Consider the following 22,371-nt stretch of genomic DNA (forward strand, 5'->3'; position numbering starts at 1 on the left):
TCCTCGGCCACCGGCCAGGTCAACGAGGTCGCCCTGCGCGTGGTCGCTGCGTCGAACTCGTCGATGTACAACTCCGACCAGCAAGCTTCGCGCACCAGCAGTGTTGCCGCCGCGATCAATCAGCTCGGCGCCGCCGCCCAGGAAATCGCCCGCAACGCCGCGCAAGCGTCGAATCAGGCCAGCGACGCCCGGGGTCTGGCCGAAGATGGCCAGCAAGTGGTGGAGCGCAGCATCAAAGCGATGAACCAGCTGTCGAGCATGCTCAGCGCGTCGAGCACCAACATCGAGTCGCTGAACAGCAAGACCGTCAACATCGGCCAGATTCTCGAAGTGATCACCAGCATTTCCCAGCAGACCAACCTGTTGGCGCTGAACGCGGCGATCGAAGCGGCACGCGCCGGTGAGGCCGGTCGTGGTTTTGCCGTGGTGGCCGACGAAGTGCGCAACCTCGCGCACCGCACTCAGGAATCGGCCCAACAGGTGCAGACCATGATCGAGGAGCTGCAAGTCGGCGCCCGTGAGTCGGTGAGCACCATGAGCGATAGCCAGCGTCACAGCCAGGACAGCGTCGAGATCGCCAACCTCGCCGGCGAACGCCTGAACAGCGTGACCCTGCGCATTGGCGAGATTGACGGGATGAACCAGTCGGTGGCGACAGCGACCGAAGAACAAACCGCTGTGGTCGAGTCGATCAATGTCGATATCACCGAGATCAACACGCTGAACCAGGAAGGCGTGGAGAACCTGCAAGCGACGTTGCGCGCTTGTTCGGATCTGGAGCAGCAGGCTTCGCGTCTCAAACAGTTGGTTGGCAGCTTCAGGATTTAAGCTGCGACGACTGGCCGCTTCGCGAGCAGGCTCGCTCCCACAGGGAAAATGCACTCCATTGTGGGAGCGAGCCTGCTCGCGAATATCTACGTTTCAACAAAACCCGAGTGACACCCCACCGCGCAATCCCGACCGAACATCTATTCTGGATAACGGTCAATCAAGGGAGAACAACACAGCGGAGGGTTGCTCACCGTGCATATCGCCGACATCACCATGTTCTACGCCCCGGCCAGCGGAGGCGTGCGGACTTATCTGGATGCCAAACACCGTCGCCTTGGCGAGCGCAACGCCATTCGCCACAGCCTGCTGATCCCCGGCGCGAGACTGGGTGAACATGACGGCATTTATACGGTTCCAGCGCCCGCCCTGCCCTTTGGCAAAGGCTATCGCTTCCCGCTGCGGCTGGCGCCATGGCGAAACGTCCTGCAGGATCTGCAGCCGGATCTGATCGAAGTCGGCGATCCCTACCTCACCGCATGGGCAGCGCTGGATGCGCGGCGGCAGCTGGACGTTCCGGTGATCGGCTTTTATCACTCGGATCTGCCGCTGCTGGCGGGCAATCGCATGGGCCATTGGGTCACACCGAATGTCGAGGCCTATGTCACCCGTCTCTATGGCAATTTTGATCGCGTCCTTGCCCCAAGCCAGGTCATGGCCGACAAGCTCATCGGGCTCGGGGTGCGCAATGTTCATGTGCAACCGCTGGGCGTGGATCTGCACACTTTCCATCCCGACGCCCGCGACCCTGGCCTGCGGGCTGAGCTGGGCATTGCCGAAGACACGCGCCTGCTGATCTTTGCCGGGCGCGGTTCCAAGGAGAAAAACCTGCCGGTGCTGCTCAAGTGCATGCAACGCCTCGGTCCGCGCTATCACTTGTTGTTGGTCGGCTCGTCGATGCCTGCGGCGGTGCCGGACAACGTCAGCGTCATCGACGAATTCTGCCCGGCGCCAAAAGTCGCGCGGCTGATGGCCAGCGCCGATGCGCTGCTGCATGCCGGCGACCAGGAAACCTTCGGCCTGGTCATCCTTGAGGCCATGGCCTGCGGCATTCCCGTGGTGGCGGTGGCGGCCGGGGCGTTTGAAGAGATCGTCAACGATTCCTGCGGCCTGCTCTGTGCACCGAATAATCCGCAGGCCATGGCCAATGCTGTGCGCGAGCTGTTCAGTCGCGGCTGCGCCCGCCTCGGTCAACAGGCGCGCCAGCACGTCGAACGGCATTATGCCTGGGACACCGTGGTTGACAGCCTGCTCAGCCACTATCACGCCGTGCTCGGCCATACGCTGCCACGGGTGGCCAATGGTTGAACACATGAAAGCCGTATGTCTGGTGTTGCATGATGTGGCGCCCTCGACGTGGGCGGATTACCAGCCCTTCGTCGAGGCTGTCGATGCCTTGGGTGATGTGCCGATGACGTGGCTGGTAGTGCCGGACTTCCATCGCCACGATGCCCTTGACGCGAATCCTGCGTTTCGCCGAGTGCTCGATGCCCGTGTCGCCCGAGGCGATGAACTGGCGCTGCACGGCTACTACCACGACGATCAGGAACCCATGCCAAACACCCCGCGCGACTGGTTCATGCGCCGGGTCTACACCCATGAAGGCGAGTTTTACCGCCTGTCCCGCGAAGCTGCCCTTGCCCGCCTGCACGCAGGTCTGGACATGTTTCAGCGCTACGACTGGCCGGTGCAGGGTTTCGTCGCCCCGGCCTGGCTGATGAGCGACGGCACCCGTCAGGCCTTGCGCGAATTACCGCTCAGCTACACCAGCGATCCGCAGCATCTTTATCGCTTGCCCGACTTCAGCGCCATAGATGCACCGGGGCTGGTGTGGAGTGCGCGCAGTGCCTGGCGGCGCGGCGTGTCGAAAATCGTCAGCGACCAGCGTGAACAGCGCTGGCGCGAGGCATCGGTGATTCGTCTGGGGCTGCATCCGGTGGACATGCGTCACCGCTTTTCTCGCGATTACTGGTTGCACACGCTGCAACGCCTGCTGGCGGAGGGACGCGTGCCGCTGACCAAGATCGACTGGCTGGCCCGACAGCGCGGTCAGCTGGAACGCGCAGCATGAAGCGCAGCCTGTTGTTGCTGATCGGCCTGCTGGCGGCGGTACTGATTCCGGTACTGCTCGGCGGCGGCGAGACCTGGTCGCGCCTGCGCAGTTTTCCGCTGAACTGGCTGTTGATCATGTTCGGCATGATTCTGCTCTGCTGGGGGATCAATACGCTGCGCTTGCGTTTGTTGCTCGGCGACCAGCGAGAAAAAGTCGCGCCCTTGAAAAGCCTCGGCGTGGTGATGGCGGCCGAGTTCGCGTACTGCGCCACGCCCGGCGGTAGTGGCGGACCGCTGACGATCATGGCATTGCTCGCCCGGTGCGGCGTGCGTCCGGCGCGGGGCAGCGCGGTGTTTGCCATGGATCAGCTCAGCGATCTGCTGTTCTTTCTCTGCGCACTCAGCGGGATTCTGATCTATGCGCTGTTCCAGCACCTGAGCGATCGCCTCGAGTGGCTGCTGACCGTCAGCGCCGTTTCGTTGTTTGGGGGGTTGTTCAGTTGCGTGTTGATCGCGCGTTATCACCGAGCGTTGATTCGCCTGAGCGGGCGGCTGTTGGCAGGAATGAACGTGACGGCACGCACTCGTCGACGCTGGGCGCGCAAGTTGCTGCACTTTCTCGCAGCGTTTACCGATACCTTGAAGTTGCCCTGGCAGACGCTGGTTCAGGTGTTCGCCCTGACCTGCGTGCACTGGCTGCTGCGCTACAGCGTGCTGTATCTGGCCCTGCGCGGGCTCGGCGCGGATTTGCAGTGGGCGTGGAGCTTTCTGGTGCAGATGCTCTCGCTGGGCGCCGGCCAGTTCAGTCTGTTACCCGGCGGTGCCGGTGCGGCAGAGCTGACCTCGGCTGCGCTGCTCGCGCCGATGGTGGGCAAATCCACCGCAGCGGCGGCGATCCTGATCTGGCGCGTGGTGACGTATTACTTCTATCTGCTGGTTGGCGGCCCGGTGTTCGTGTTGATGCTGGGCAAGCCGTTGCTGAAGAAGTTGATGAACGTCAGGCAGGCTTCTTAGGTTCGTCCTGCTCTTGCTGGAGCTGCTCCCAAAGCTCGGCGGCACCGGGGAATTCGGTGCCGTCGTCCGGGCTCATGTCATCCGGGTCGTAACGACTCAGGCAACCCTCGCCGAGAGTGGCGGGCGCTTTGGAAGTGGCTTTGTCCAGTGGATCGCTCATGACTTTTCCTCGGGCTCAAATGACAAGGGCCTGAGCGATTCAACGCCCAGGCCCTTGGTTTTTCAAGCGTGGCGTGCTCGATCAGAACACAACTGTCTTGTTGCCGTGCACCAGCACGCGGTCTTCCAGGTGATAACGCAGACCACGGGCCAGCACCATCTTCTCGACGTCACGGCCGAAACGCACCATGTCTTCGATGCTGTCGCTGTGGCTGACACGCACCACGTCCTGCTCGATGATCGGGCCGGCGTCCAGCTCTTCAGTGACATAGTGGCAGGTTGCGCCGATCAGCTTGACGCCGCGCAGGGACGCCTGGTGATACGGCTTGGCGCCGACGAACGATGGCAGGAAGCTGTGGTGAATGTTGATGACTTTGTGCGCGTATTCGCGGCACATGTCCGGCGGCAGGATCTGCATGTAGCGCGCCAGCACCACCACTTCGGCGTCGTGCTGTTTGACCAGCCGCGACACTTCGTCGAATGCCGGCTGCTTGTCCTGCGGATTGACCGGCACGTGGTAGTAAGGGATGCCGTGCCACTCGACCATGCTGCGCAGGTCGTCATGGTTGGAGATCACGCAGGCGATTTCGCAATCCAGTTCATCGCTGTGCCAGCGGTGCAGCAGGTCGGCCAGACAGTGGGATTCGCGGCTGGCCATCAGCACCACGCGTTTTTTCTGCTCGGTGTCGGTGATGCGCCAGTCCATCGAGAACTCTTCGGCGATCGGCGCGAACTTCTCGCGCAACTCTTCAATACCGAACGGCAGCGAATCGGCACGGATTTCGTGACGCATGAAGAACCAGCCCACTTGATTGTCAGAGTGGTGGCTCGCTTCGGTGATCCAGCCATTATGAGAGGCCAGAAAATTACTGACTTTGGCAACGATGCCAACGCGGTCCGGGCAAGAGATCACCAGCCGAAAAGTGCGCATGAGGGGGAAACTCCAGAACTTCACAAAGGCCGCCATTCTAGCGACTGCGCAGGAAAACTGCAGTACGCATACGCGCCGGGTGGGACAAAGCATGGTCAAACGGCTTTCTGGCGCAGGTCTTCCGTCAAGACAGTGACGCTTTAGCGGGGCTTTTGTCAGACAACTGTAAATATCTGTGCTGACTGCATCACATTATTTAACGGAACATTCAAAGCGCGGCTAATTCCTGTAACTCATTTAAATAAAAAGCCGATCTAAATGTTTACTTGATGAAACAGCCTGACTATTATTGCGGCACTGTCCCCTGTCATTCAGCATTCTACAAAAGGTAGTACTCATGTCCTTGATCAACGAATATCGCGCCACCGAAGAAGCCATCAAAGAGCTGCAAGCCCGTCTGAAGAACCTGTCCGAAGACGACAAACTGCAAGCCGAACTGGAATTCGAAGGCAAACTGCGCACGCTGATGGGTGAATACTCCAAGTCCCTGCGTGACATCATCGCGCTGCTGGATCCAGAAGCCAAATCCAAGGCTCCACGCGGCGGCGCAGTGAAAACTACCGGCACCAAGCGTGCACGCAAAGTTAAGCAATACAAAAACCCGCACAACGGTGAAGTCATCGAAACCAAAGGTGGCAACCACAAGACTCTGAAAGAGTGGAAAGCCAAGTGGGGCGGCGACGTGGTTGAAGGCTGGGCGACCCTGCTGGGCTAAGCCGCAACGCCTTCGCAGAGCGATCCGCGAATAAAAGAACGCCAGCTAGCGCTGGCGTTTTTTTATGCCCGTAATTTATTGTCCGGGCATGTTCGATTTCACAGATTCAAACGTTTGCGTAATGCCTGGACATAATTCTGCCAGTCATTGAGCACCTCTCGCTGCATCGGTGACGCACTAAGCGACCATTGCTCTGCCGCCTCGATAAATGACTGCACGGTATTCGGCGCACCGGCCTCAGGTTGCGTCAGGCGTTGCTGACAAAATAATTTCCAGCGCTCTTGCTCGGCCACATCCAGGGTGTCCGGAAAGTTGCGTGCTCGATATCGAAAAAGTAATTCAGGCAAACGTTCATCATCGAAAGGCCACTGCTCTTGCGCCAACTGCGCAGGATCCGCCGTTCGAACTTGTTCGCATAAACGACGATCACGATCACCGATAAATCCATCGTACAACTGCTGCTCGGGATCTTCGCTGGGAACGAAGTCTTCGCTGGCATAAATCGCCGCGACTTTATCTTTCCAGACTTGTTGTGCGTCAGTTAGTCGCACTGCCCGCTCATGATAAAGCGCCATGTCCAGCCCAAGGCGCTGCTGGTCTTGTGCGCGCAATACCGCCAGCGGCGCTACAACCGGGCAGCGATTGATATGAATCAGTTTGAGCGGCACCGGCAACTCACCTTCGGTCAACTCATCGCGACGGGTATAAAGACGCTGACGCAAGGCTTGCGCATCGAGGTCCAGCAACCCCTGCGGATCAAGATGCAGATCACAGACGATCAAGGCGTTGCGATTCTTCGGGTGCCAGGCCAGCGGCAACACCACGCCGACATAACTGCGCGCCGCCGAGAAACGCCCGGACACATGCACCAGTGGCTGCAACAGGCGGATCTGATCCATCACCTTCTGTTTGCTGCGCAACTGGAACAGCCACTCGTAGAGCTTGGGTTGTTTCTCGCGAATCAGCCGCGCCAACGCGATGGTGGCGCGCACATCCGACAGCGCCTCGTGGGCATGGCCGTGATCGATATTGTTAGCCGCTGTGAGGCGTTCGAGCTTGAGGGTCACGCGGCCTTCATCATCGGTCGGCCAGACCAGACCATCGGGGCGCAATGCGTAAGCGGCGCGCACCACATCAATCAGATCCCAGCGACTGTTGCCACCCTGCCATTCACGGGCATAGGGGTCGAAGAAATTGCGATACAGGCTGTAGCGGGTCATTTCGTCGTCGAAACGCAAGGTGTTGTAACCGGCGCCACAGGTTCCCGGGGCAGCCAGTTGCGCATGCACGCGGGTCATGAAATCGGCTTCGCTCAGGCCTTTTTCAGCGAGCTGGCCGGGGGTGATGCCGGTGATCGCGCACGCCGCCGGGTGCGGCAGGATGTCCTCGCTGGGTTGGCAATAGAGGTTGACCGGCTCGTCGATCTCGTTGAGCGCATGGTCGGTGCGAATCCCGGCCACCTGCAGCGGTCGGTCGTTGCGCGGATTGATGCCAGTGGTTTCGTAGTCGTACCAGAAGATTGAAGTCACGGGCGAATCCTGAACAGAAGATCGGCGAAGTCTAGGCGTTTCAGGGTTGCCACGGCCAGCCTGGTCGCCCTCGAACAGCAATTTCTCCAGATTCCTACAACTGGAATGCATTGCCCTTGTGGGAGCGAGCCTGCTCGCGAAGGCTTTCCGTCAGTTGCACATAGGCTGACTGATCCACCACATTCGCGAGCAGGCTCGCTCCCACACCCGAGAGGCTGCTAGCATCAGGCGCACTTGCCCCCCGAACAGGCGAACATCAGGTAGCCCATGCTCGAGCCCACAGCACCGCGAAGGAAAGCACCGCTGGATACGCGGCATCAGGTCGAAACGCCGGAAGGCATCGACCTGCCACTGCGCCCCGCTGGGCTGATGGTGCGCGCCGTGGCGTTTGCCATTGATCTGGGCATTCGCGGCTTGATCCTCGGTGTGCTGTTTGTCGCACTGGCGTTTCTCGGCAAGCTCGGCATGGGCCTCGGTTCCTTGCTGCTGTTTGCCATCAGCTGGTGGTACATGGTGCTGTTCGAGGTGCTGCGTCAGGGCCGTTCGCCGGGCAAGCAATGGCTGGGTTTGCGCGTGGTGCACGATGACGGCACGCCGATCGGCTGGTCGGCCTCGCTATTGCGCAACCTGCTGCGCTTTGTCGATCTACTGCCCTTCGGCTATTTCCTCGGTGCGCTCAGTTGCCTGCAACACCCAACCTTCAAACGCCTCGGCGACATTGCCGCCGGCACCTTGGTGGTTTACAGCGAACGCCCGCTGAGCCGCCCGCAACTGCCTGACGCTGAACCTCGCCGCTGCCCCGTTCCACTGACCTTGAGTGAACAACGCGCGGTACTCGGTTTCGCCGAGCGTCAGGCCGAGCTCTCTCCCGCACGGATCAACGAGCTGGCGGCATTGCTGGCGCAGCCGCTGCACATCTCTGCGCCCAAAGCCGTGTCTGAACTCAACGGCATCGCGCGCGGCCTGTTGGGGCCGACCCCATGAAGCAGAGCCTGTTCGAAAGTCGCCACAAGGCCGAATGGGAGCGCTTCGCCGTGGCGCTCGAACGCCTCGAACAAGGCAAGGAGACGCCGCAAGTCAGCGATTTCCCCAAGGCCTATCGGCGTCTCTGCCAACATCTGGCTCTGGCCCAGGCGCGCGGCTACAGCAGTTTTCTGATCGATTCATTGCAACAACAAGTGCTGCGCGGCCATCAACAGCTCTATCGGCATCGCAGTCGGCTCGGGGCGCAAATCATCAGCTTTATCCTCGCCGACTTCCCGCGACTGGTGCGCGAACAATGGCGCTTCGTTGCGGCCGCCAGCCTGTTGTTTTTCGGCAGCCTGATCGGTTTTGGCGTGCTGGTTTATCTGTTCCCGGAACTGATCTACAACCTGATCCCGGCCGAACAGGTGCGCGAGATGCAAGGCATGTACGACCCCGTTGCCGGCCACCTCGGCCGCTCGGCGGAACGGGCGGCCAGCGAAGACTGGGTAATGTTCGGCTATTACGTCATGCACAACACGGGCATCGCCTTTCAGACGTTCGCCAGCGGTTTGCTGATGGGCGTGGGCAGCGGTTTTTTCCTGCTTTACAACGGCATGATCATCGGCGCGGTGGCCGGGCATCTCAGCGAGATCGGTTTCAGCCAGACCTTCTGGTCGTTCGTGATCGGTCACGGTGCGTTCGAACTGAGCGCCATTGCCCTCGCCGGCGCGGCGGGCCTCAAGCTGGGCTGGGCGCTGATCGCCACCGGACGTCTGACATGGGGCGAGGCGCTGCGTCTGGCCGCACGCAAAAGCGTGTTGCTGGTGTGTGGGGCGATGTTGTTCCTGTTGATCGCAGCATTCATCGAGGCTTATTGGTCGTCGAAAACCAGTGTCACGCCGCTGACCAAATACGCAGTCGGCGCCGCGCTATGGTTGGCCGTCGCGGTTTATCTGTCGTTGGCCGGAAGGATTCGTCATGCGCCTGAGTGACGCCAGCGTAGTAATCCGCCCGCGCACCACCTGGGAAGCCATGGACCTGGGCGTGTTGATGAGCCAGCAGCATCGCCGGTTGTTGATGACCAGTTGGGCGATCGTCACCCTGCCGCTGTTCGCCCTGCTCAGCCTGTTGCTGTGGGATTGGCCATCACTGGCGGTGTTCATTTTCTGGTGGCTGAAACCGGCCTACGAACGCCTGCCGCTGTACATCCTCTCCAAAGCGCTGTTCGGTGAAACGCCAACCCTCAGACAAGCCTTGCGCGAGTGGCCGCGCCTGCTCAAGCCGCAACTGCTGGCCAGTCTGACCTGGCGACGGCTGAGTCTGAGTCGCAGCTTTGTGCTGCCGGTGACGCAACTCGAAGGCCTGAATGGCGAGGCCAGACAACAACGTCTGCAGGTGCTGCTGCAACGCAACGGTGGCGCCGCGCAATGGCTGACGATTATCGGCGTGCATCTGGAAACCGCACTGTGGATCGGCTTGATGCTGCTGTTCTACATGCTCTTGCCGCAGCAGATCGAAACCGACTGGGACTGGCAGTCGCTGCTGCTCGCCGCCGATCAGGACTGGCGCTGGCTGGAGCACCTGACCAACGTTTTTTATGCGCTGATCCTGGTGGCCTGGGGACCGGTGTATGTCGCCTGCGGCTTCAGCCTGTACCTGAACCGTCGCACGCAACTGGAAGCCTGGGACATCGAGCTGGTTTTCCGCCGTTTGCGCCAGCGTTTGAACAGCAGCGTGCTCGGTGTGTTGCTGGCGGCGTGTCTGCTGCTGCCGAACCTGCAACCGGTATGGGCCAGCGATGCGCCGGATGCTCCACGGTTGCTCAATCAGCCGCTGACCAGTCAGGCCTCGCGCGACAGCATCCAGTCGCTGCTCGAACAACCGCCGTTCAAGAACAAGGAAAGCGTCACCCGCTATCGCTTCGGAGACGACCCGGCAAGCCCGGCCAAGGACGCGCAACCGGGTGAGGCTCCGCAGTGGCTGGAAACCCTTCTCGGTTGGCTCGACGGTCGACACCTTGATGCCTTGGCGAACGTGATTGAAGTGCTGTTGTGGGGCGCGCTGATTGCCGCGCTGGGCTGGCTGGTCTGGCGTTATCGCGAATTTCTCCGGGCCTTCGTCAGTCGTCGCCCGAACCTGCCCTCGCGCAGCAAACCACCGGCGCCGCCACACGTCTTCGGGCTGGATCTGAACCGTGAAACCCTTCCCGATGACATCGCCGCCAGTGCCGAACAATTGTGGCTGAGCGAACCTCGCGCCGCGCTGGGCCTGCTCTATCGCGGCCTGCTCAGCCATCTGCTGCATGATTTCAACCTGACGCTCAAAGCCGCCGACACCGAGAGCCAGATCCTCAACCGCATCGAGCAATTGCAACGCCCGGACCTGCTCGCCTACAGCCGCAACCTCACTGTTCACTGGCAGAACATGGCCTACGGGCACCGACTTCCAGCCGCGCACCTGCAAGCAGAGCTGTGTAACGGCTGGCGTGAATTGTTCAGCAAAGGGTCCGGGCATTGAACCGGCGCATTGGCGGGTCGTTGGCTGCGCTGGCGTTTTTGCTGCTTGGCGGCTTGAGTCTGTTCCTCTACCTCAAAGCCCGCCCTTATCAGGAAGTCATCGATCACGGCCCCTCGCCTGCCGCGCAAGCCAATCCTTATCTGGCGGCGGAAATGTTCCTGCGCGAGCGCGGCCTCGCGGTCAGTCACGCCGAGACCCTGGCGGTACTGCCGCAGATCGATCCGCACAGCCACACCTTGTTGTTGTTCGGCGAGCGCGCCCGGATGACACCGCGTGAAGTCGATCAGGTGTTGAACTGGACTCGCGCCGGAGGACGTCTGGTGTTCGTCGCCGAATCGTTGTGGGATGCGCAAACCGGGCAAAGCAATGATCTGCTGCTCGACAAGGTGCAACTGCACCAATCGCTGAGCAAGGACTTGAAAGATCCTCCCGAGGACGGGGAAAAGGACCGCTTCCCGAAACTGACCAAACTGTATCTGGAAGATGAAGACGCGCCGGCCTACGCCGGTTTCGACACCGACTTCCACCTCGACGACCCGAACAATGTCGCGCAAGCCTGGGCCAACAGCGCCAAAGCCACGCACATGATGCAACGGGTGTACGGCCTCGGCACGATCACCGTGGTCACCGATGCCGAGCTGTGGAAAACCCCGGCTATCGGCAAATACGACAACGCCTGGCTGCTCTGGTATCTGAGCGCCGACACCGACGTCACGCTGGTTTACAACACGGCGCACGATGGTCTGTGGACGTTGCTCTGGCGCTACTTTGCGCAGGCCATTGTCGCCCTGCTCGCCTTGATCGGCCTGTGGTTGTGGCAGGCCGGCGTGCGTCACGGCCCGGTGCAAATGCCGGCGCCAGCGGGTCGCCGCCAACTGCTGGAGCATCTGCGTGCGAGCGCCGATTTCCTCCTGCGCCACAACGGCCAGCAGGCGCTGCTGCAAGCCTTGCAACAAGACATCCTGCGCCGCGCCCGCCGCCGCCATCCCGGTTTCGATCAATTGAATGTGGCCGAGCAATGGCTGGCGTTATCGCGCCTGACCCGGCAACCCACCCGCGCCATCAGCCAGGCCCTGAGCCCACGACCGAAGCAGCGTTTGTCCAGCGCCGAATTCAGCCGTCAGGTCGCTCATCTGCAAACTTTGAGGAACGCGTTATGACTGAACAGATCGAGCCCGGCAGCGCGACGCACGCCGCCCAGCAGCGCCAGCGTGCCAGCCAGTTGGCGCAAGCGGTGCGCAACGAATTGAACAAGGCGCTGATTGGCCAGGATGCGGTGGTCGACGCTGTCCTGACCGCGCTGATTGCCGGCGGCCACGTGCTGCTTGAAGGCGTGCCCGGCCTGGGCAAAACCTTGCTGGTGCGGGCACTGGCGCGATGCTTCGGCGGCGAGTTCGCGCGCATCCAGTTCACCCCTGATCTGATGCCCAGCGACGTCACCGGTCACGCCGTGTATGACTTGCAGACCGAGCAGTTCAAGCTGCGCAAAGGCCCGCTGTTCACCAACCTGCTGCTGGCCGACGAGATCAACCGCGCCCCGGCGAAAACCCAGGCGGCGTTGCTCGAAGCCATGCAGGAGCGCCAGGTGACACTCGAAGGTCGCGCCCTGCCCATCGCGCAACCGTTCATGGTGCTGGCGACGCAGAATCCGATCGAACAGGAAGGCACCTATCCACTGCCGGAAGCCGAGCTTGACCGCTTCATGCTCAAGGTGCGTATGGATTACCCCGACGCCGATCAGGAGCTGAACATGGTCCGTCAGGTCTGTCGTTCGACCCGCGCCGACATGCTCGATGTGCAACCGCTGCGCACGGTCTTGCAAGCCAAGGATGTTCAAGCCTTGCAGCGCATCGCCAGTGATTTGCCGCTGGACGATCAGGTCCTCGATTACGCCGTGCGCCTGGCGCGCAGCACGCGCACCTGGCCGGGGCTGACCCTCGGCGCCGGGCCACGCGCCTCGATTGCATTGGTTCGCTGTGCCCGTGCCCGGGCGTTGTTGCGCGGCGGCGAGTTTGTAATCCCGGATGACATCAAAGGCTGCGCGCTGGCGGTGTTGCGTCATCGCGTGCGCATCGCGCCGGAGCTGGATATCGAAGGCCTGCAGGTCGATCAGGTGCTCACGCAATTGCTCGATCAAGTGCCGGCGCCGCGCCTGTGAAACCGTCTCGGCTGCTGCTGATCTGGCTGGCCCTGCTGGTGGTTATCAGTATCGTGCTCGGCGCGTTGCAGGCGTTGCAGATCGACCTCCCGTCCAGCCTGATTTCGATCAACTGGGGTTTGCTCCTGGCGCTGCTGGCCTTGGCGGTGATCGACGCTGTGCGCCTCAGACGCCTGCCCTCGCCGCGCATCAAGCGACAGATGCCCGGCAGCCTGGCATTGGGGCGCTGGGCGGAGGTGAAGCTGGAGGTGGCCCATGAATTTGCCGAGCCACTGGCCATTGGACTCTTCGACCACGTTCCCGACGGTCTGGCGTTTGACCATCTGCCGATGCTTGTCGAGCTTCAACCCGGCCATGTCAGCCAGATCAGCTACCGTCTGCGCCCTCTCGAACGCGGGCATTTCAGCTTCGAACAGTGCGAAGTCAACCTGCCCAGCCCTTTGGGATTATGGTCCGGCAAACGCCTGCTCAGCGTCCGCGACGAAACCCGCGTCTTCCCGGACTTCGCCCGGCTTTACGGCGGCGAGTTGCGCGCCGTCGACAACTGGCTCAGCCAGCTCGGCGTGCGCCAGCGACAACGGCGCGGTCAGGGTCAGGAATTCCATCAGTTGCGCGAATTTCGCGAGGGCGACAGCCTGCGCCAGATCGACTGGAAAGCCACCGCCCGCCAGCGCACACCGATTGCCCGCGAGTACGAAGACGAAAGAGATCAGCAGATCATTTTCATGCTCGACTGCGGCCGGCAGATGCGCAGCCAGGACGGTGAGCTGTCGCACTTCGATCACGCGCTCAATGCCTGCCTGTTACTCAGTTATGTGGCGTTGCGCCAAGGGGATGCGGTGGGCATGAGTACCTTTGCCGGTGATAAGCCGCGCCATGTCGCGCCGGTCAAAGGCAGCGGCCAACTGAATGTCCTGCTCAACGCTGTTTATGACCTTGGGAGCACTCAGCGCTCCGCCGATTATCAGGCTGCCGCCAACCAGCTATTGGCCCGCCAAAAGCGCCGGGCGCTGGTAGTGCTGGTAACCAATTTGCGCGATGAAGACGAGCAACTGCTGGCCGCAGTCAAACGCCTGAGCGCACAACATCGGGTGCTGGTGGCGAGCCTGCGTGAACAGGCGTTGGATACATTGCGCCAGACCACGGTGCAAACGTTGCCCGAGGCACTCGCCTACTGCGGCACCATCGATTTTCTCAATGCCCGCTCGCAACTCCATGAGCGGCTGACTGCCCATGGCGTTGCAGTGATGGATGTTCGGCCCGCCGAGCTGGGGGCCGGACTGGTGACAAGTTACATGAGCTGGAAAAAGACCGCTGCGATCTGACAGATTCGATCAGTTGGTGACTGCAACATACACAGCGCCGCTGTCCGAAGTGCCGTCGCTGTTTTCTACTTTGACGACCAGCGAAATCTGCTCCGTAAGGTTCATCGGCCGCCAGTGAGCCTGGTATCGCCCGCGGTGATCGGTAAACGACTCAGTGAACGGTGCTCCATTAGTGGAAACAAGGATTTTCCGTCTGGGCATGGGCTCTCGCCCCTCCTTGGCCACAATCAGCGCGGTCATGGAGACGTAGGTCTGCAAGGGAACCGGATTAGGCGACGCAACAACGGATTCCACCGCTGCTGGACACTCAGTGACGGTCAACCAGAGCGTTTTTACCACCCAGCCAGCCAAACCACCCTTTACCGACGCCCGCAATGCAGCCTCGCCTGCTCCTCCCAAGACAATGCGCGCCGTTGCCTTGCCTTCGGCATCCGTCAGGGTTGTCGGCAGCGAGGTGCGGTCGTACTCCCACATCACTTCGACATTGGCCAAGGGTTGCGCGGTACTGGCTGAAACGACCAGGACTTGCGCGGTCATCTGTTGCCCTGGATACCCGTTCGGATCAGCGCTGACCAGTTCCTTGATGTCCCGGGGCTCGTGCAGCAAAAACGGTAAAGAAATCGACTCCGAATACAGCGCATCGCCCACCGTAGCGGTCAGTTGCGCCGCACCCGGTGTTGTCGGCACAAACCGTATCCGCGCTTCACCGTAGAAGTTGGTAGTGGTGGTCACCTCACCAAGGTCCGGACTGCACCAGACAACCTTCATCCCCACCATCGGTCTGCCACTGATGCCCGACACAATGGTGATCTGCTCAGATACAGCCTCGCCCCAAAACAGCGTCTGACTGCTGCGTGAACGATCCGCAATTTTTACCACCTGCGCGCCTTGCCCCAGCGACATTGCAATAACCGGAGAAAGCCTGGCCAACCGCGCCGAGGAAAAGCGCAGGCCGAAACGCCCGTCCTTGAGGTCGCCCGCGTTGAACCGATAGGTCATTCCAGCGCTCGAGAAAAGCCTGGGGTCACCCAGACGTGGCTCCTCGAAGCGCATGCCCAATTCCGTCGGCCCGGTGCCGGTCATGCCCAGCGTCAGGTGCTGGTCAAACAACGCGCTGCCCGCCGGGGCACTCACGCGCAATTGGTGCTGCCCCTTGCGCCGAGGGAACTCAGCGCTTTGACCCAGTGGCTGAAACGGTTGGGAGTCGAAACTGTATTCAAATCCGGCCCAGGGATCCCCTTCCAGGGCTAGAACCTTCATGGTTCGGCGCTCTTCAAAACGGTCATAAGGGCTGATAACCGCCGCTGTCACCACATGTTCACCTGCAGTGGCTGGCGCAAAGGGAAAACCACTCCAGCCGTCGGCAGCCGTCCTGTGCTCTTCGGTGCTGCCGTCGCCTGTCCATTGAACAGGCACTTGATCCAGAGCGAGGTCGGGACGATAAGGGGAGCGTACCTTCAGCCACATCCACGCAGGATCCTGCCCAATGACCGGATCCACCGCAGATGCACGGGCGTCTTCGATAGTGATTTTATTGTGGCCCAAGGTCATCGTATTGATGTCGCTGAAACCATGGGTATCGATAACGAACCGAAGTGCGAAGACACCGGGTTTGGTACTTTTTGAACAGTCCAGCGTCCAGATAAACCCGCTGTCATCCACAAAATTTTCGCTTCCGCGGGGTGGACTCAATTCGATTCCGAGCTCTGCCGCCGGGCTTCCATTCCATACCAGATCCATGGCAATACCCACTAAAGGGCTTAGCGCATTGGTGCGGAAGATATAGCGATGTACAGCGCCGATACACGGAAAGAGTGGCTGGCCCCTGAGATCGGTCATCTGATCCAGGACCACGGTCATTTCTTCATGGAGGTCAGGTGATAACAGTCGGCAAGAAAAATCCTTGTTCGTGAGAGTGTCGGTGCGCAAACTCACCTCGAAAATACTGCTGGTACTTTCGATACGATCAGAGCTGAACAACCAACTCAAATCTTCCCCTTCGCGCAATATTCTTGGTACGTCAAGGTCGCTCACCGCCAGACCGTTCTCTGGATTTTCGTTCCGCCATCCGAGCGTAATTGCCTCGCCAATCAACGGGCTGCCCGCTAATGCCCGGACCGTCAGGATATGCCTCTGGCCGCGCTTGCATGCGATTCCGTCATGGGCAATCGGAACGGCATCAAACGTGATGCTGACCTTGTCCTTCCATTCGTCTCGTGCAAACGCCGTGACCGAAAATGAGTGTTCATCTGCCGGCCCGCCTTCGTAGGCACTCACACTGGCGGTAATCGTCTCGTTGCTCAAAGCCGTCAACGGTCGGTAATACAGGCTGGCCCAGCCCCCACTGCCGGTACGAGACTCGACAATGCCCTCGGGGGTTTGCCAGTCGACGATCGCATCAATCACTGGCTCACCGGCACCTTTGTCAGTGACATGCACCACCTGCACCCGCATCAACGTCTTTTCGGAGTCCTCGACAACCGGTGAAATATTCGGGCCGCGCGTGTCAGCGATCCTGACCTTGTTGCGCGCCAGCGACATGGGTTTACGCGGCGATGGCAGTAACAGCTTCGAGCAGACCAATGACAGTTCGAAGCGACCGTCCAGCCAGTCCTCGCAGGCCAGCGTCCAGAGACTATCGTCCCCATCGAAAGCGACCGGTTGCTGGAGTGGCGGGTTGACCGTGACCTTCAGCTCTTCATGCCCGACGCCGCTCCAGTGCAGCGATAGATCAGTCGCCAGCAAAGGGCTGTCGGCGGGCAAGCGCACAATGAAGGGGTAATCAGTGCCGCGATTGGGATAACCGGTCGCGCTCCACTGGGTTACCTGCCCTTCGACAACGCAACGCAAGTCCATCCAGGGATCGGTCGCCAGCACCGTGACCGAAAACTCGAGAGTCACCTCGCCACTTGGGTAATAAGGACTGTCGACCGAAGCTGTGAGAATGAAATCGCCTGCTTGCTCAGGAACGAAATCGAAGTAGACCAAGCCTTGTTCATCGGTAGTGCCGGTGCCCAGCACACCTTGCCCGGCAGTCGTCCACCTGACTTCCCGGCCATCAATCGCCTGGCCGGTGTAGTACGAGAGAACCTGCACACCCAAACGGACGCTTTGCGCACAATCCAGGACAGGGTAATAAGCCGCGCTCTGTACTTCGCGAAGCGCTAATCGGTGATGCCCCAACGATACGTCAATCGTGTAAGGCTCGGCGTTGTACTGGTTCACCAGACTTATCGTGAAGTCATGAGCCTTTTCCTCCCCCATATCCGGGCAATCGAGCGACCACTGCGACAATAGCGGTTGATAGGCGCCCCAGTCGGGGGTCGCCTTGACTGACTCCATCGGGTTGCCGTGAATGATCAATGCGATATTCGTATCCAGCCAGGCGCTGCCGTCTGCCGGAATAAAAGACAGGCCGTGGGGAATGAACAGAGAGTCGTCCGGGTCATCGCCAAGGGAAGCGCCTAGGCAAAGGTATAACGTCTGGCCTGGTGGCAGATCTTCGCTATCCAGTCGCACCGTCTGCAGTTGCAGCGGTTCAAGCTTCAGTTGCAGGTCGATTCGAGTGATGCAGATTGCCGAACGATTGTCGCCCGTGTTGTCAGGGACACCGCTGACCTCGAAGCTCAATGCGTCATCGCTGACGAATTCCAATTGATCCAGCGACCGTTGATACGCGCGCGGCTTGAATTCAAGCGGCTGTCCCGCCAGCCGTCGGGCGTTTTCGAGCTCCGGATTCCGACCTTCTGGCGCCGTGAGCTCGATGCTCATCAACACTTCACCGCGCTTGCGGATGTGCAACCAGCCCGATTCGCCCGACCATGAAACGCCGGGCCGCAGTTCACATAAAAACGTCAGTTCGTAACCGGCTTGTGCACCGGGGGTTTTGGGAGCTTTGACTTCCTGTGTGGCCGAAGCCCCGACACCGACCTCCATGAAATTGACTAACTCGCCATCATAAAACTCGCTCGCCAGGCCAACCCTACCGCTGGTACGCCACTCTTTGAGCCGATCATTGAAGTCACCATTGAGCAGCAGGCTTTCATTTTTTTGCACGACGGGCTCATTCATGATCGCTGGCTCCGTTACGTTGGCGCGCCAGGTAGGTGTTTTCAGCCTCGGTCACCAGGTCTGTGACCTTTTGGACGTACGTCGGCTCGCCGGCCTTGATGGAGTACCGCACGCGAAGAATGATATTGGTCAAGGATTTGAGCATTGCAGCTTGCGGCTGATTAAGGGGGCGAGGAAAACTCAGCCGCCAATGGGAAACGGCACCCGTGTATTCAAACGGGTTGAGCAATCCTTCGTCGGGTTTCTGGTGGGTCTGGCCATTATCGCCAAGCCCGACCGACAAAACGATCTGCTGACCGCTGCGCAGGTTGAACAGCAGATCGCCAGGTGCGATTGCGGTGGGCTTATGCAAATACTGCACAGACTGTGTGGTCGGTCGGGTCGCGGTCACGCTACTGATCTGCAGCAACGTTGCCCGCACATCCTCGTAGGGACCGGCCAGCACAGGCAGATCGACTTCCACCGAACTGATCTGCCGGCAGAAATGGCCAGGATGATCACGGTCGAACAACAACTGGGTCAGTCTGAACTCCAACACACCTGTTGCCATCAATTGCGCGTGTGCATCTGCCCAGCTGGTTATGCCCTCTTGAGGCTCGATTCTGTCGTCGAACAACTGCCGCAAGGAAATGGTTTTGATCAGTTCCGGCCGCCGCTCGTAGCTTTGCAAGCGCCTGCGCTCCTGGTCCAGCAGGTACATATGCAGTTGTTCACCCGAGCCCAGACCATAACGGTGATCGAGCCAGGCCTGAGGCAAAGGGACGGGGGCATCATAATCCCCGGTTTCGGCAGCCAGTGAAGCCTGAGCACTAAGGCACAGGCTGACGACTGCGTCGTACGCCTGATAGTGCAGAGCCTTGAGCTGGCCAAGCATCCAGCCGAACAGCTCGGCATTGCTCGCGCGTTTTTTAAGGAAGTTGTACATGGTCAACGCTTGGCTGTTGGCCCTGAGCGTCTGTTCAAGGCTGGATCTCGCCGCGTTGATCGCATGGCTTTGCGCTTCGATCTGCGCATCGATTGCGCCCACCTCCGCCAGCGCCTGATCGCGTTGCAGCGCCCACTCACTGCGGCGACGGCGATAACCTTCAGTGGTGGCCTGTCGGTCGGCGTCGATTTGCAGCAATGACGAAGAAACCTCCAGGCCGAAAGCCACCGCATCGAAAGTGTGTTCGGGTTTGAAGCCACCGTTGGAAGTACCATAGATTTTTGGCAACGCCGCGATGACGCCCCCTGCCACCCTGACAACTTTGGCCTGCAGTGCTGATGTCTTCGACTGCTGCAGACTGGCCATGACCTGATATTCGATCGGCGAAACGTTTTCGCTGTAACGCATTGCATAGGCGTCGGCCCGGTCCTGCGCCATTGCCCGACTCTGCTTCAACGCTGTGACATTCGCCTCCAATTGAGCGATGGATTGTTCCTGCACCGTTTCGGCATAGCGACCCAGCTCGAGCAAATGGTTCTGCTGCGATTCTTCCTGCTCGGCACGGTCGCGTTGCTCAAGCAGACGCAGCACCAGACTGCCGAAATCCCGCAGGCTCTGTACCCCGCGCAACGCGACTTCGAACGTGACCCGCCAGCGATACGCATTGACCACCAGCCGCCCCCCCATCGGTCTGGGCCCGGCCGCGCTACCAGCGGCCAGATCGCGGAGCAATTGCCCGGGATCCGTCATCGGGCTGAACAGCAACACGTCCAGCGGTTTGCCATCGATCGTGAGATTGTTGCGCAGGTTATCAAGGCGTTGCTGCGGCTTTGCAAACAGGTCGAGCAGCGATTGGTTGATCGGAACTTCAAAAGGTCCGCAGGCCAACAAACCCAGGATCGGCGGGGTATCGGAAGCGATCGGGTAATCCGCCAGGTTGAAATCCAGCGTTTTTTCAAGCGCTTCAAGCAGGGGGCGCGATTCGCACTTGTCCAAGAGTTTTTCAACGGTGTCGGTCTGCCAACGAGTCGCTGTGTCGGCGGTGGGCGCCTTGCCCATCAGAAACCCGGCCTGGACATAGCAAAGCTTGGCGGCCACCAGACTGTCACGGGTCAATTGTCGGTAATACCAATCGCCCCACGCTATCAGGTTTTCTACGTAGTCGGTGAACATCAGGATCTGAAAATGTGCGGGTGCGGCATAGCCAATGGCATCCGGATCGAGGGGATTCTGGATTTCCCACCCTGGATTGCCCGGTGCTGTTGCGATATCCAGAGGCCGGCAACGCCAATACGCCGGTTTCGGGTTCGCGATCGGAACCGGGGGATTGGCCGGATCTGCGGTGGCCTGTGGATCGAATGCGTAATGCAGCCAGCTCTGCGCTTCCTGAAAGCGTTCTTCGTCGCGCAACCGGGTGGCAATCAAATGCGGCAGGTGAAAAAACAGCTCCCAGAAGTTCAGACCATTGGCACCGTCGAAGGCACCATTGGGTGGTTCAACGAACTCTGCGCCGATCGGCGACGGCTCGCGAATGAACTGGTTGGACCAGTCCAGCACGGCGTCCACGGAAATATTCGAGCATCTCACCAGTTCCGAGCCAAACAAGGAATTGAGCCGAATGAATTTCAACGCCAGTCCAGCTTGATTGAATGAAAGAAACTGTGCCCCGTCGGTACTGTTCTTGTGCAGAGCTGGCGGGACGAAATCCATGAGATCGACAATCGTCAGGTCGAACTCTTTCTGTCCTGTCGGGGAAGTGGGAGAGGCGAATGAAAACGTGACTGGCGTGGGCCAGGTGCCTTTCGTTCGCGAGGCAGTCCACGACTGAGTTACCCAGCCCCCGCCTGCATCCTGTTCTTCGAGGATCGGCGGCGGGTCACTATCAGAAGGCAGACCTGCAATTTGCAGCACCATTTTCAACCGAGCGCTGTCCAGGCCCGAGGGGCTGCAAAAACCCTGCACCGTCAGCACATCTTTGTCATCCGCGCGCGTTGCCATAACGTGCAGGTCGAGATAGGGCGTCAGGGAACCATGGGTCTGTATGCGAGTGACAACAGTCACCTGACTGTTCAGTGGATGCTGAACCGTATCGTTGCTGACGAATCGCTCCTCAAGCGCCAGATCCAGCCATGCGCCACCGTCCAGAAGGGGGCGCATCAGAACGTCGTAGACACCATGCACCCGCAGACTGCCGGATGGCGAAGATAGGTTGCCCGTCAGTAAAATCCCCAACTTGCCCTTCGGATTCAGATAATCGACCTGCACCGTCGCAATCAGTCTGGAGCTCGCCAAACCCTCGTCCTTGTGTTCTGAACTGTGCACACACAACGGCGCAGACCACTGCCCGTTCTGCTTCATGAATGCCAGATTGATCACCAGTTTGCTCGGGCTGAGCGACTCCGCTGCACTCGCGACTACCGCGTCCCGCCATTCGGCCCAGACCACACACAACCGGCCATTCCAGAACACCGGACGGATATCCAGCACCTGATCGGCGGTCGGGATTTCCAAGGCTTGCCATTCACTCCAGACCGCCGGATTGACTGAAACGCTGGTTGCGCCCAGTTCGATCTCGGCCTTACGCCAGAAATACTGAAACGGCTGCACCCGCTGCCGCCCCAGAAAGTAGTAATCAGCTTTGGCCGGTGTCACGCCGTCCATGAAACAGCTGATCACATCGAGATCGCAGACTTGTTCGAATGCCTGCAAATAATCCTGCAGTGCCGCCTGCACGGTATCTTTGTCCAGACGGGCCTGGTTCAGGTTGTTTTCCAGATTCTTGAACAGATTGGTTTTGCGCAATCGCACCGATGGAACGACGAAGTTTTCCGGATAGCATGAAATCTGGTGGATCACGGTCCAGTCGGGATAATTGGAGAAAATCTCCCATTCGCGCAGATGACGCTTGTCGAACTCGTGATCCCGGAATCCTGGTTCCAGCTTTCGATACACCGCATGGATGTACTGCTGCACACAACTTATCGCTTCAGCAACTCTGGAACTCTTGACCTGATAAGTATCCAGAGGATCCATGCGCAGCAATTCAAACAAGTCTTCAGGTGTTTTCAGAAAAGGGTATTTATCATTGGCCACTTGACCGATGCAGTACTCAAGAAGTGCCGAGCGACGTTTTTCCAGCAGCCCGCCAATATTACTCAGTGCCATGATCTTGCTCCTTGGA

Annotated in this window: 16 protein-coding genes; 11 read left to right on the forward strand and 5 right to left on the reverse strand. The window is 59.9% G+C overall.

Annotated elements, in window-relative coordinates:
* Positions 1–63: 63 nt before the first annotated feature.
* From AB4N73_RS15440 to AB4N73_RS15455, 4 genes are all read left to right on the forward strand, one after another.
* The gene (locus tag AB4N73_RS15440; RefSeq protein ID WP_425375757.1) at positions 64–828 is read left to right on the forward strand and encodes a methyl-accepting chemotaxis protein; all 765 of its coding nucleotides are present in this window, start codon (positions 64–66) and stop codon (positions 826–828) included.
* A gap of 216 nt (positions 829–1,044) precedes the next feature.
* Positions 1,045–2,136, forward strand: coding sequence for a glycosyltransferase family 4 protein (locus AB4N73_RS15445; protein ID WP_172834033.1), 1,092 nt, complete (start codon positions 1,045–1,047; stop codon positions 2,134–2,136).
* Entirely contained in the window at positions 2,129–2,899 is a 771-nt protein-coding gene (locus tag AB4N73_RS15450; RefSeq protein WP_406227245.1) for a DUF2334 domain-containing protein, read from the forward strand. Before AB4N73_RS15445 ends, AB4N73_RS15450 begins: the two co-directional genes overlap by 8 nt.
* Complete coding sequence (locus AB4N73_RS15455; RefSeq protein WP_137214015.1) at positions 2,896–3,894, forward strand: lysylphosphatidylglycerol synthase transmembrane domain-containing protein; 999 nt, start codon at positions 2,896–2,898, stop codon at positions 3,892–3,894. Before AB4N73_RS15450 ends, AB4N73_RS15455 begins: the two co-directional genes overlap by 4 nt.
* Here AB4N73_RS15455 and AB4N73_RS15460 read toward each other — a convergent pair.
* Entirely contained in the window at positions 3,878–4,054 is a 177-nt protein-coding gene (locus AB4N73_RS15460; RefSeq protein WP_016773478.1) for a hypothetical protein, read from the reverse strand. The genes AB4N73_RS15455 and AB4N73_RS15460 overlap by 17 nt on opposite strands.
* A gap of 81 nt (positions 4,055–4,135) precedes the next feature.
* Positions 4,136–4,984, reverse strand: coding sequence for a formyltetrahydrofolate deformylase (gene purU / locus AB4N73_RS15465; RefSeq protein ID WP_041479808.1), 849 nt, complete (start codon positions 4,982–4,984; stop codon positions 4,136–4,138).
* 337 nt (positions 4,985–5,321) lie between these two features.
* Between purU and mvaT the strand changes: the two genes are divergently transcribed.
* Positions 5,322–5,699, forward strand: a complete 378-nt coding sequence (gene mvaT, locus AB4N73_RS15470; protein ID WP_016773476.1) for a histone-like nucleoid-structuring protein MvaT — start codon at positions 5,322–5,324, stop codon at positions 5,697–5,699.
* 98 nt (positions 5,700–5,797) lie between these two features.
* Here the strand turns inward: mvaT and sbcB are convergent, their stop codons facing one another.
* Positions 5,798–7,228 (reverse strand): exodeoxyribonuclease I, encoded by a 1,431-nt coding sequence (gene sbcB / locus AB4N73_RS15475; RefSeq protein WP_315434895.1) that lies wholly within the window; start codon positions 7,226–7,228, stop codon positions 5,798–5,800.
* 267 nt (positions 7,229–7,495) lie between these two features.
* On the opposite strand from sbcB, the gene AB4N73_RS15480 reads away from it, so the two are divergent.
* The 6 genes from AB4N73_RS15480 to AB4N73_RS15505 are packed head-to-tail and all read left to right on the forward strand — an operon-like array spanning position 7,496 to position 14,194.
* Entirely contained in the window at positions 7,496–8,212 is a 717-nt protein-coding gene (locus tag AB4N73_RS15480) for an RDD family protein (RefSeq protein WP_315434894.1), read from the forward strand.
* Positions 8,209–9,186: a stage II sporulation protein M gene (locus AB4N73_RS15485; RefSeq protein ID WP_256809021.1), complete on the forward strand. Its 978-nt coding sequence runs from the start codon at positions 8,209–8,211 to the stop codon at positions 9,184–9,186. The genes AB4N73_RS15480 and AB4N73_RS15485 overlap by 4 nt, the downstream gene beginning before the upstream one ends.
* A complete protein-coding gene (locus AB4N73_RS15490) occupies positions 9,173–10,711 on the forward strand; it encodes a DUF4129 domain-containing protein (protein ID WP_460142270.1) in 1,539 nt (512 codons plus the stop codon). Before AB4N73_RS15485 ends, AB4N73_RS15490 begins: the two co-directional genes overlap by 14 nt.
* A complete protein-coding gene (locus AB4N73_RS15495; RefSeq protein WP_056787859.1) occupies positions 10,708–11,871 on the forward strand; it encodes a DUF4350 domain-containing protein in 1,164 nt (387 codons plus the stop codon). Before AB4N73_RS15490 ends, AB4N73_RS15495 begins: the two co-directional genes overlap by 4 nt.
* Positions 11,868–12,869, forward strand: coding sequence for an AAA family ATPase (locus tag AB4N73_RS15500; RefSeq protein ID WP_041479813.1), 1,002 nt, complete (start codon positions 11,868–11,870; stop codon positions 12,867–12,869). Before AB4N73_RS15495 ends, AB4N73_RS15500 begins: the two co-directional genes overlap by 4 nt.
* The gene (locus AB4N73_RS15505) at positions 12,866–14,194 is read left to right on the forward strand and encodes a DUF58 domain-containing protein (protein ID WP_315434890.1); all 1,329 of its coding nucleotides are present in this window, start codon (positions 12,866–12,868) and stop codon (positions 14,192–14,194) included. Before AB4N73_RS15500 ends, AB4N73_RS15505 begins: the two co-directional genes overlap by 4 nt.
* A 9-nt stretch (positions 14,195–14,203) precedes the next feature.
* Here AB4N73_RS15505 and AB4N73_RS15510 read toward each other — a convergent pair whose 3' ends face one another.
* Together AB4N73_RS15510 and AB4N73_RS15515 are read right to left on the reverse strand one after the other, a co-directional pair.
* Entirely contained in the window at positions 14,204–18,265 is a 4,062-nt protein-coding gene (locus tag AB4N73_RS15510) for an Ig-like domain-containing protein (RefSeq protein ID WP_460142271.1), read from the reverse strand.
* Complete coding sequence (locus tag AB4N73_RS15515; RefSeq protein WP_460142272.1) at positions 18,258–22,355, reverse strand: Tc toxin subunit A-related protein; 4,098 nt, start codon at positions 22,353–22,355, stop codon at positions 18,258–18,260. The genes AB4N73_RS15510 and AB4N73_RS15515 overlap by 8 nt, the downstream gene beginning before the upstream one ends.
* Between the last annotated feature and the right edge of the window lie 16 nt (positions 22,356–22,371).

This window comes from Pseudomonas sp. S3_B08 (assembly GCF_054667725.1).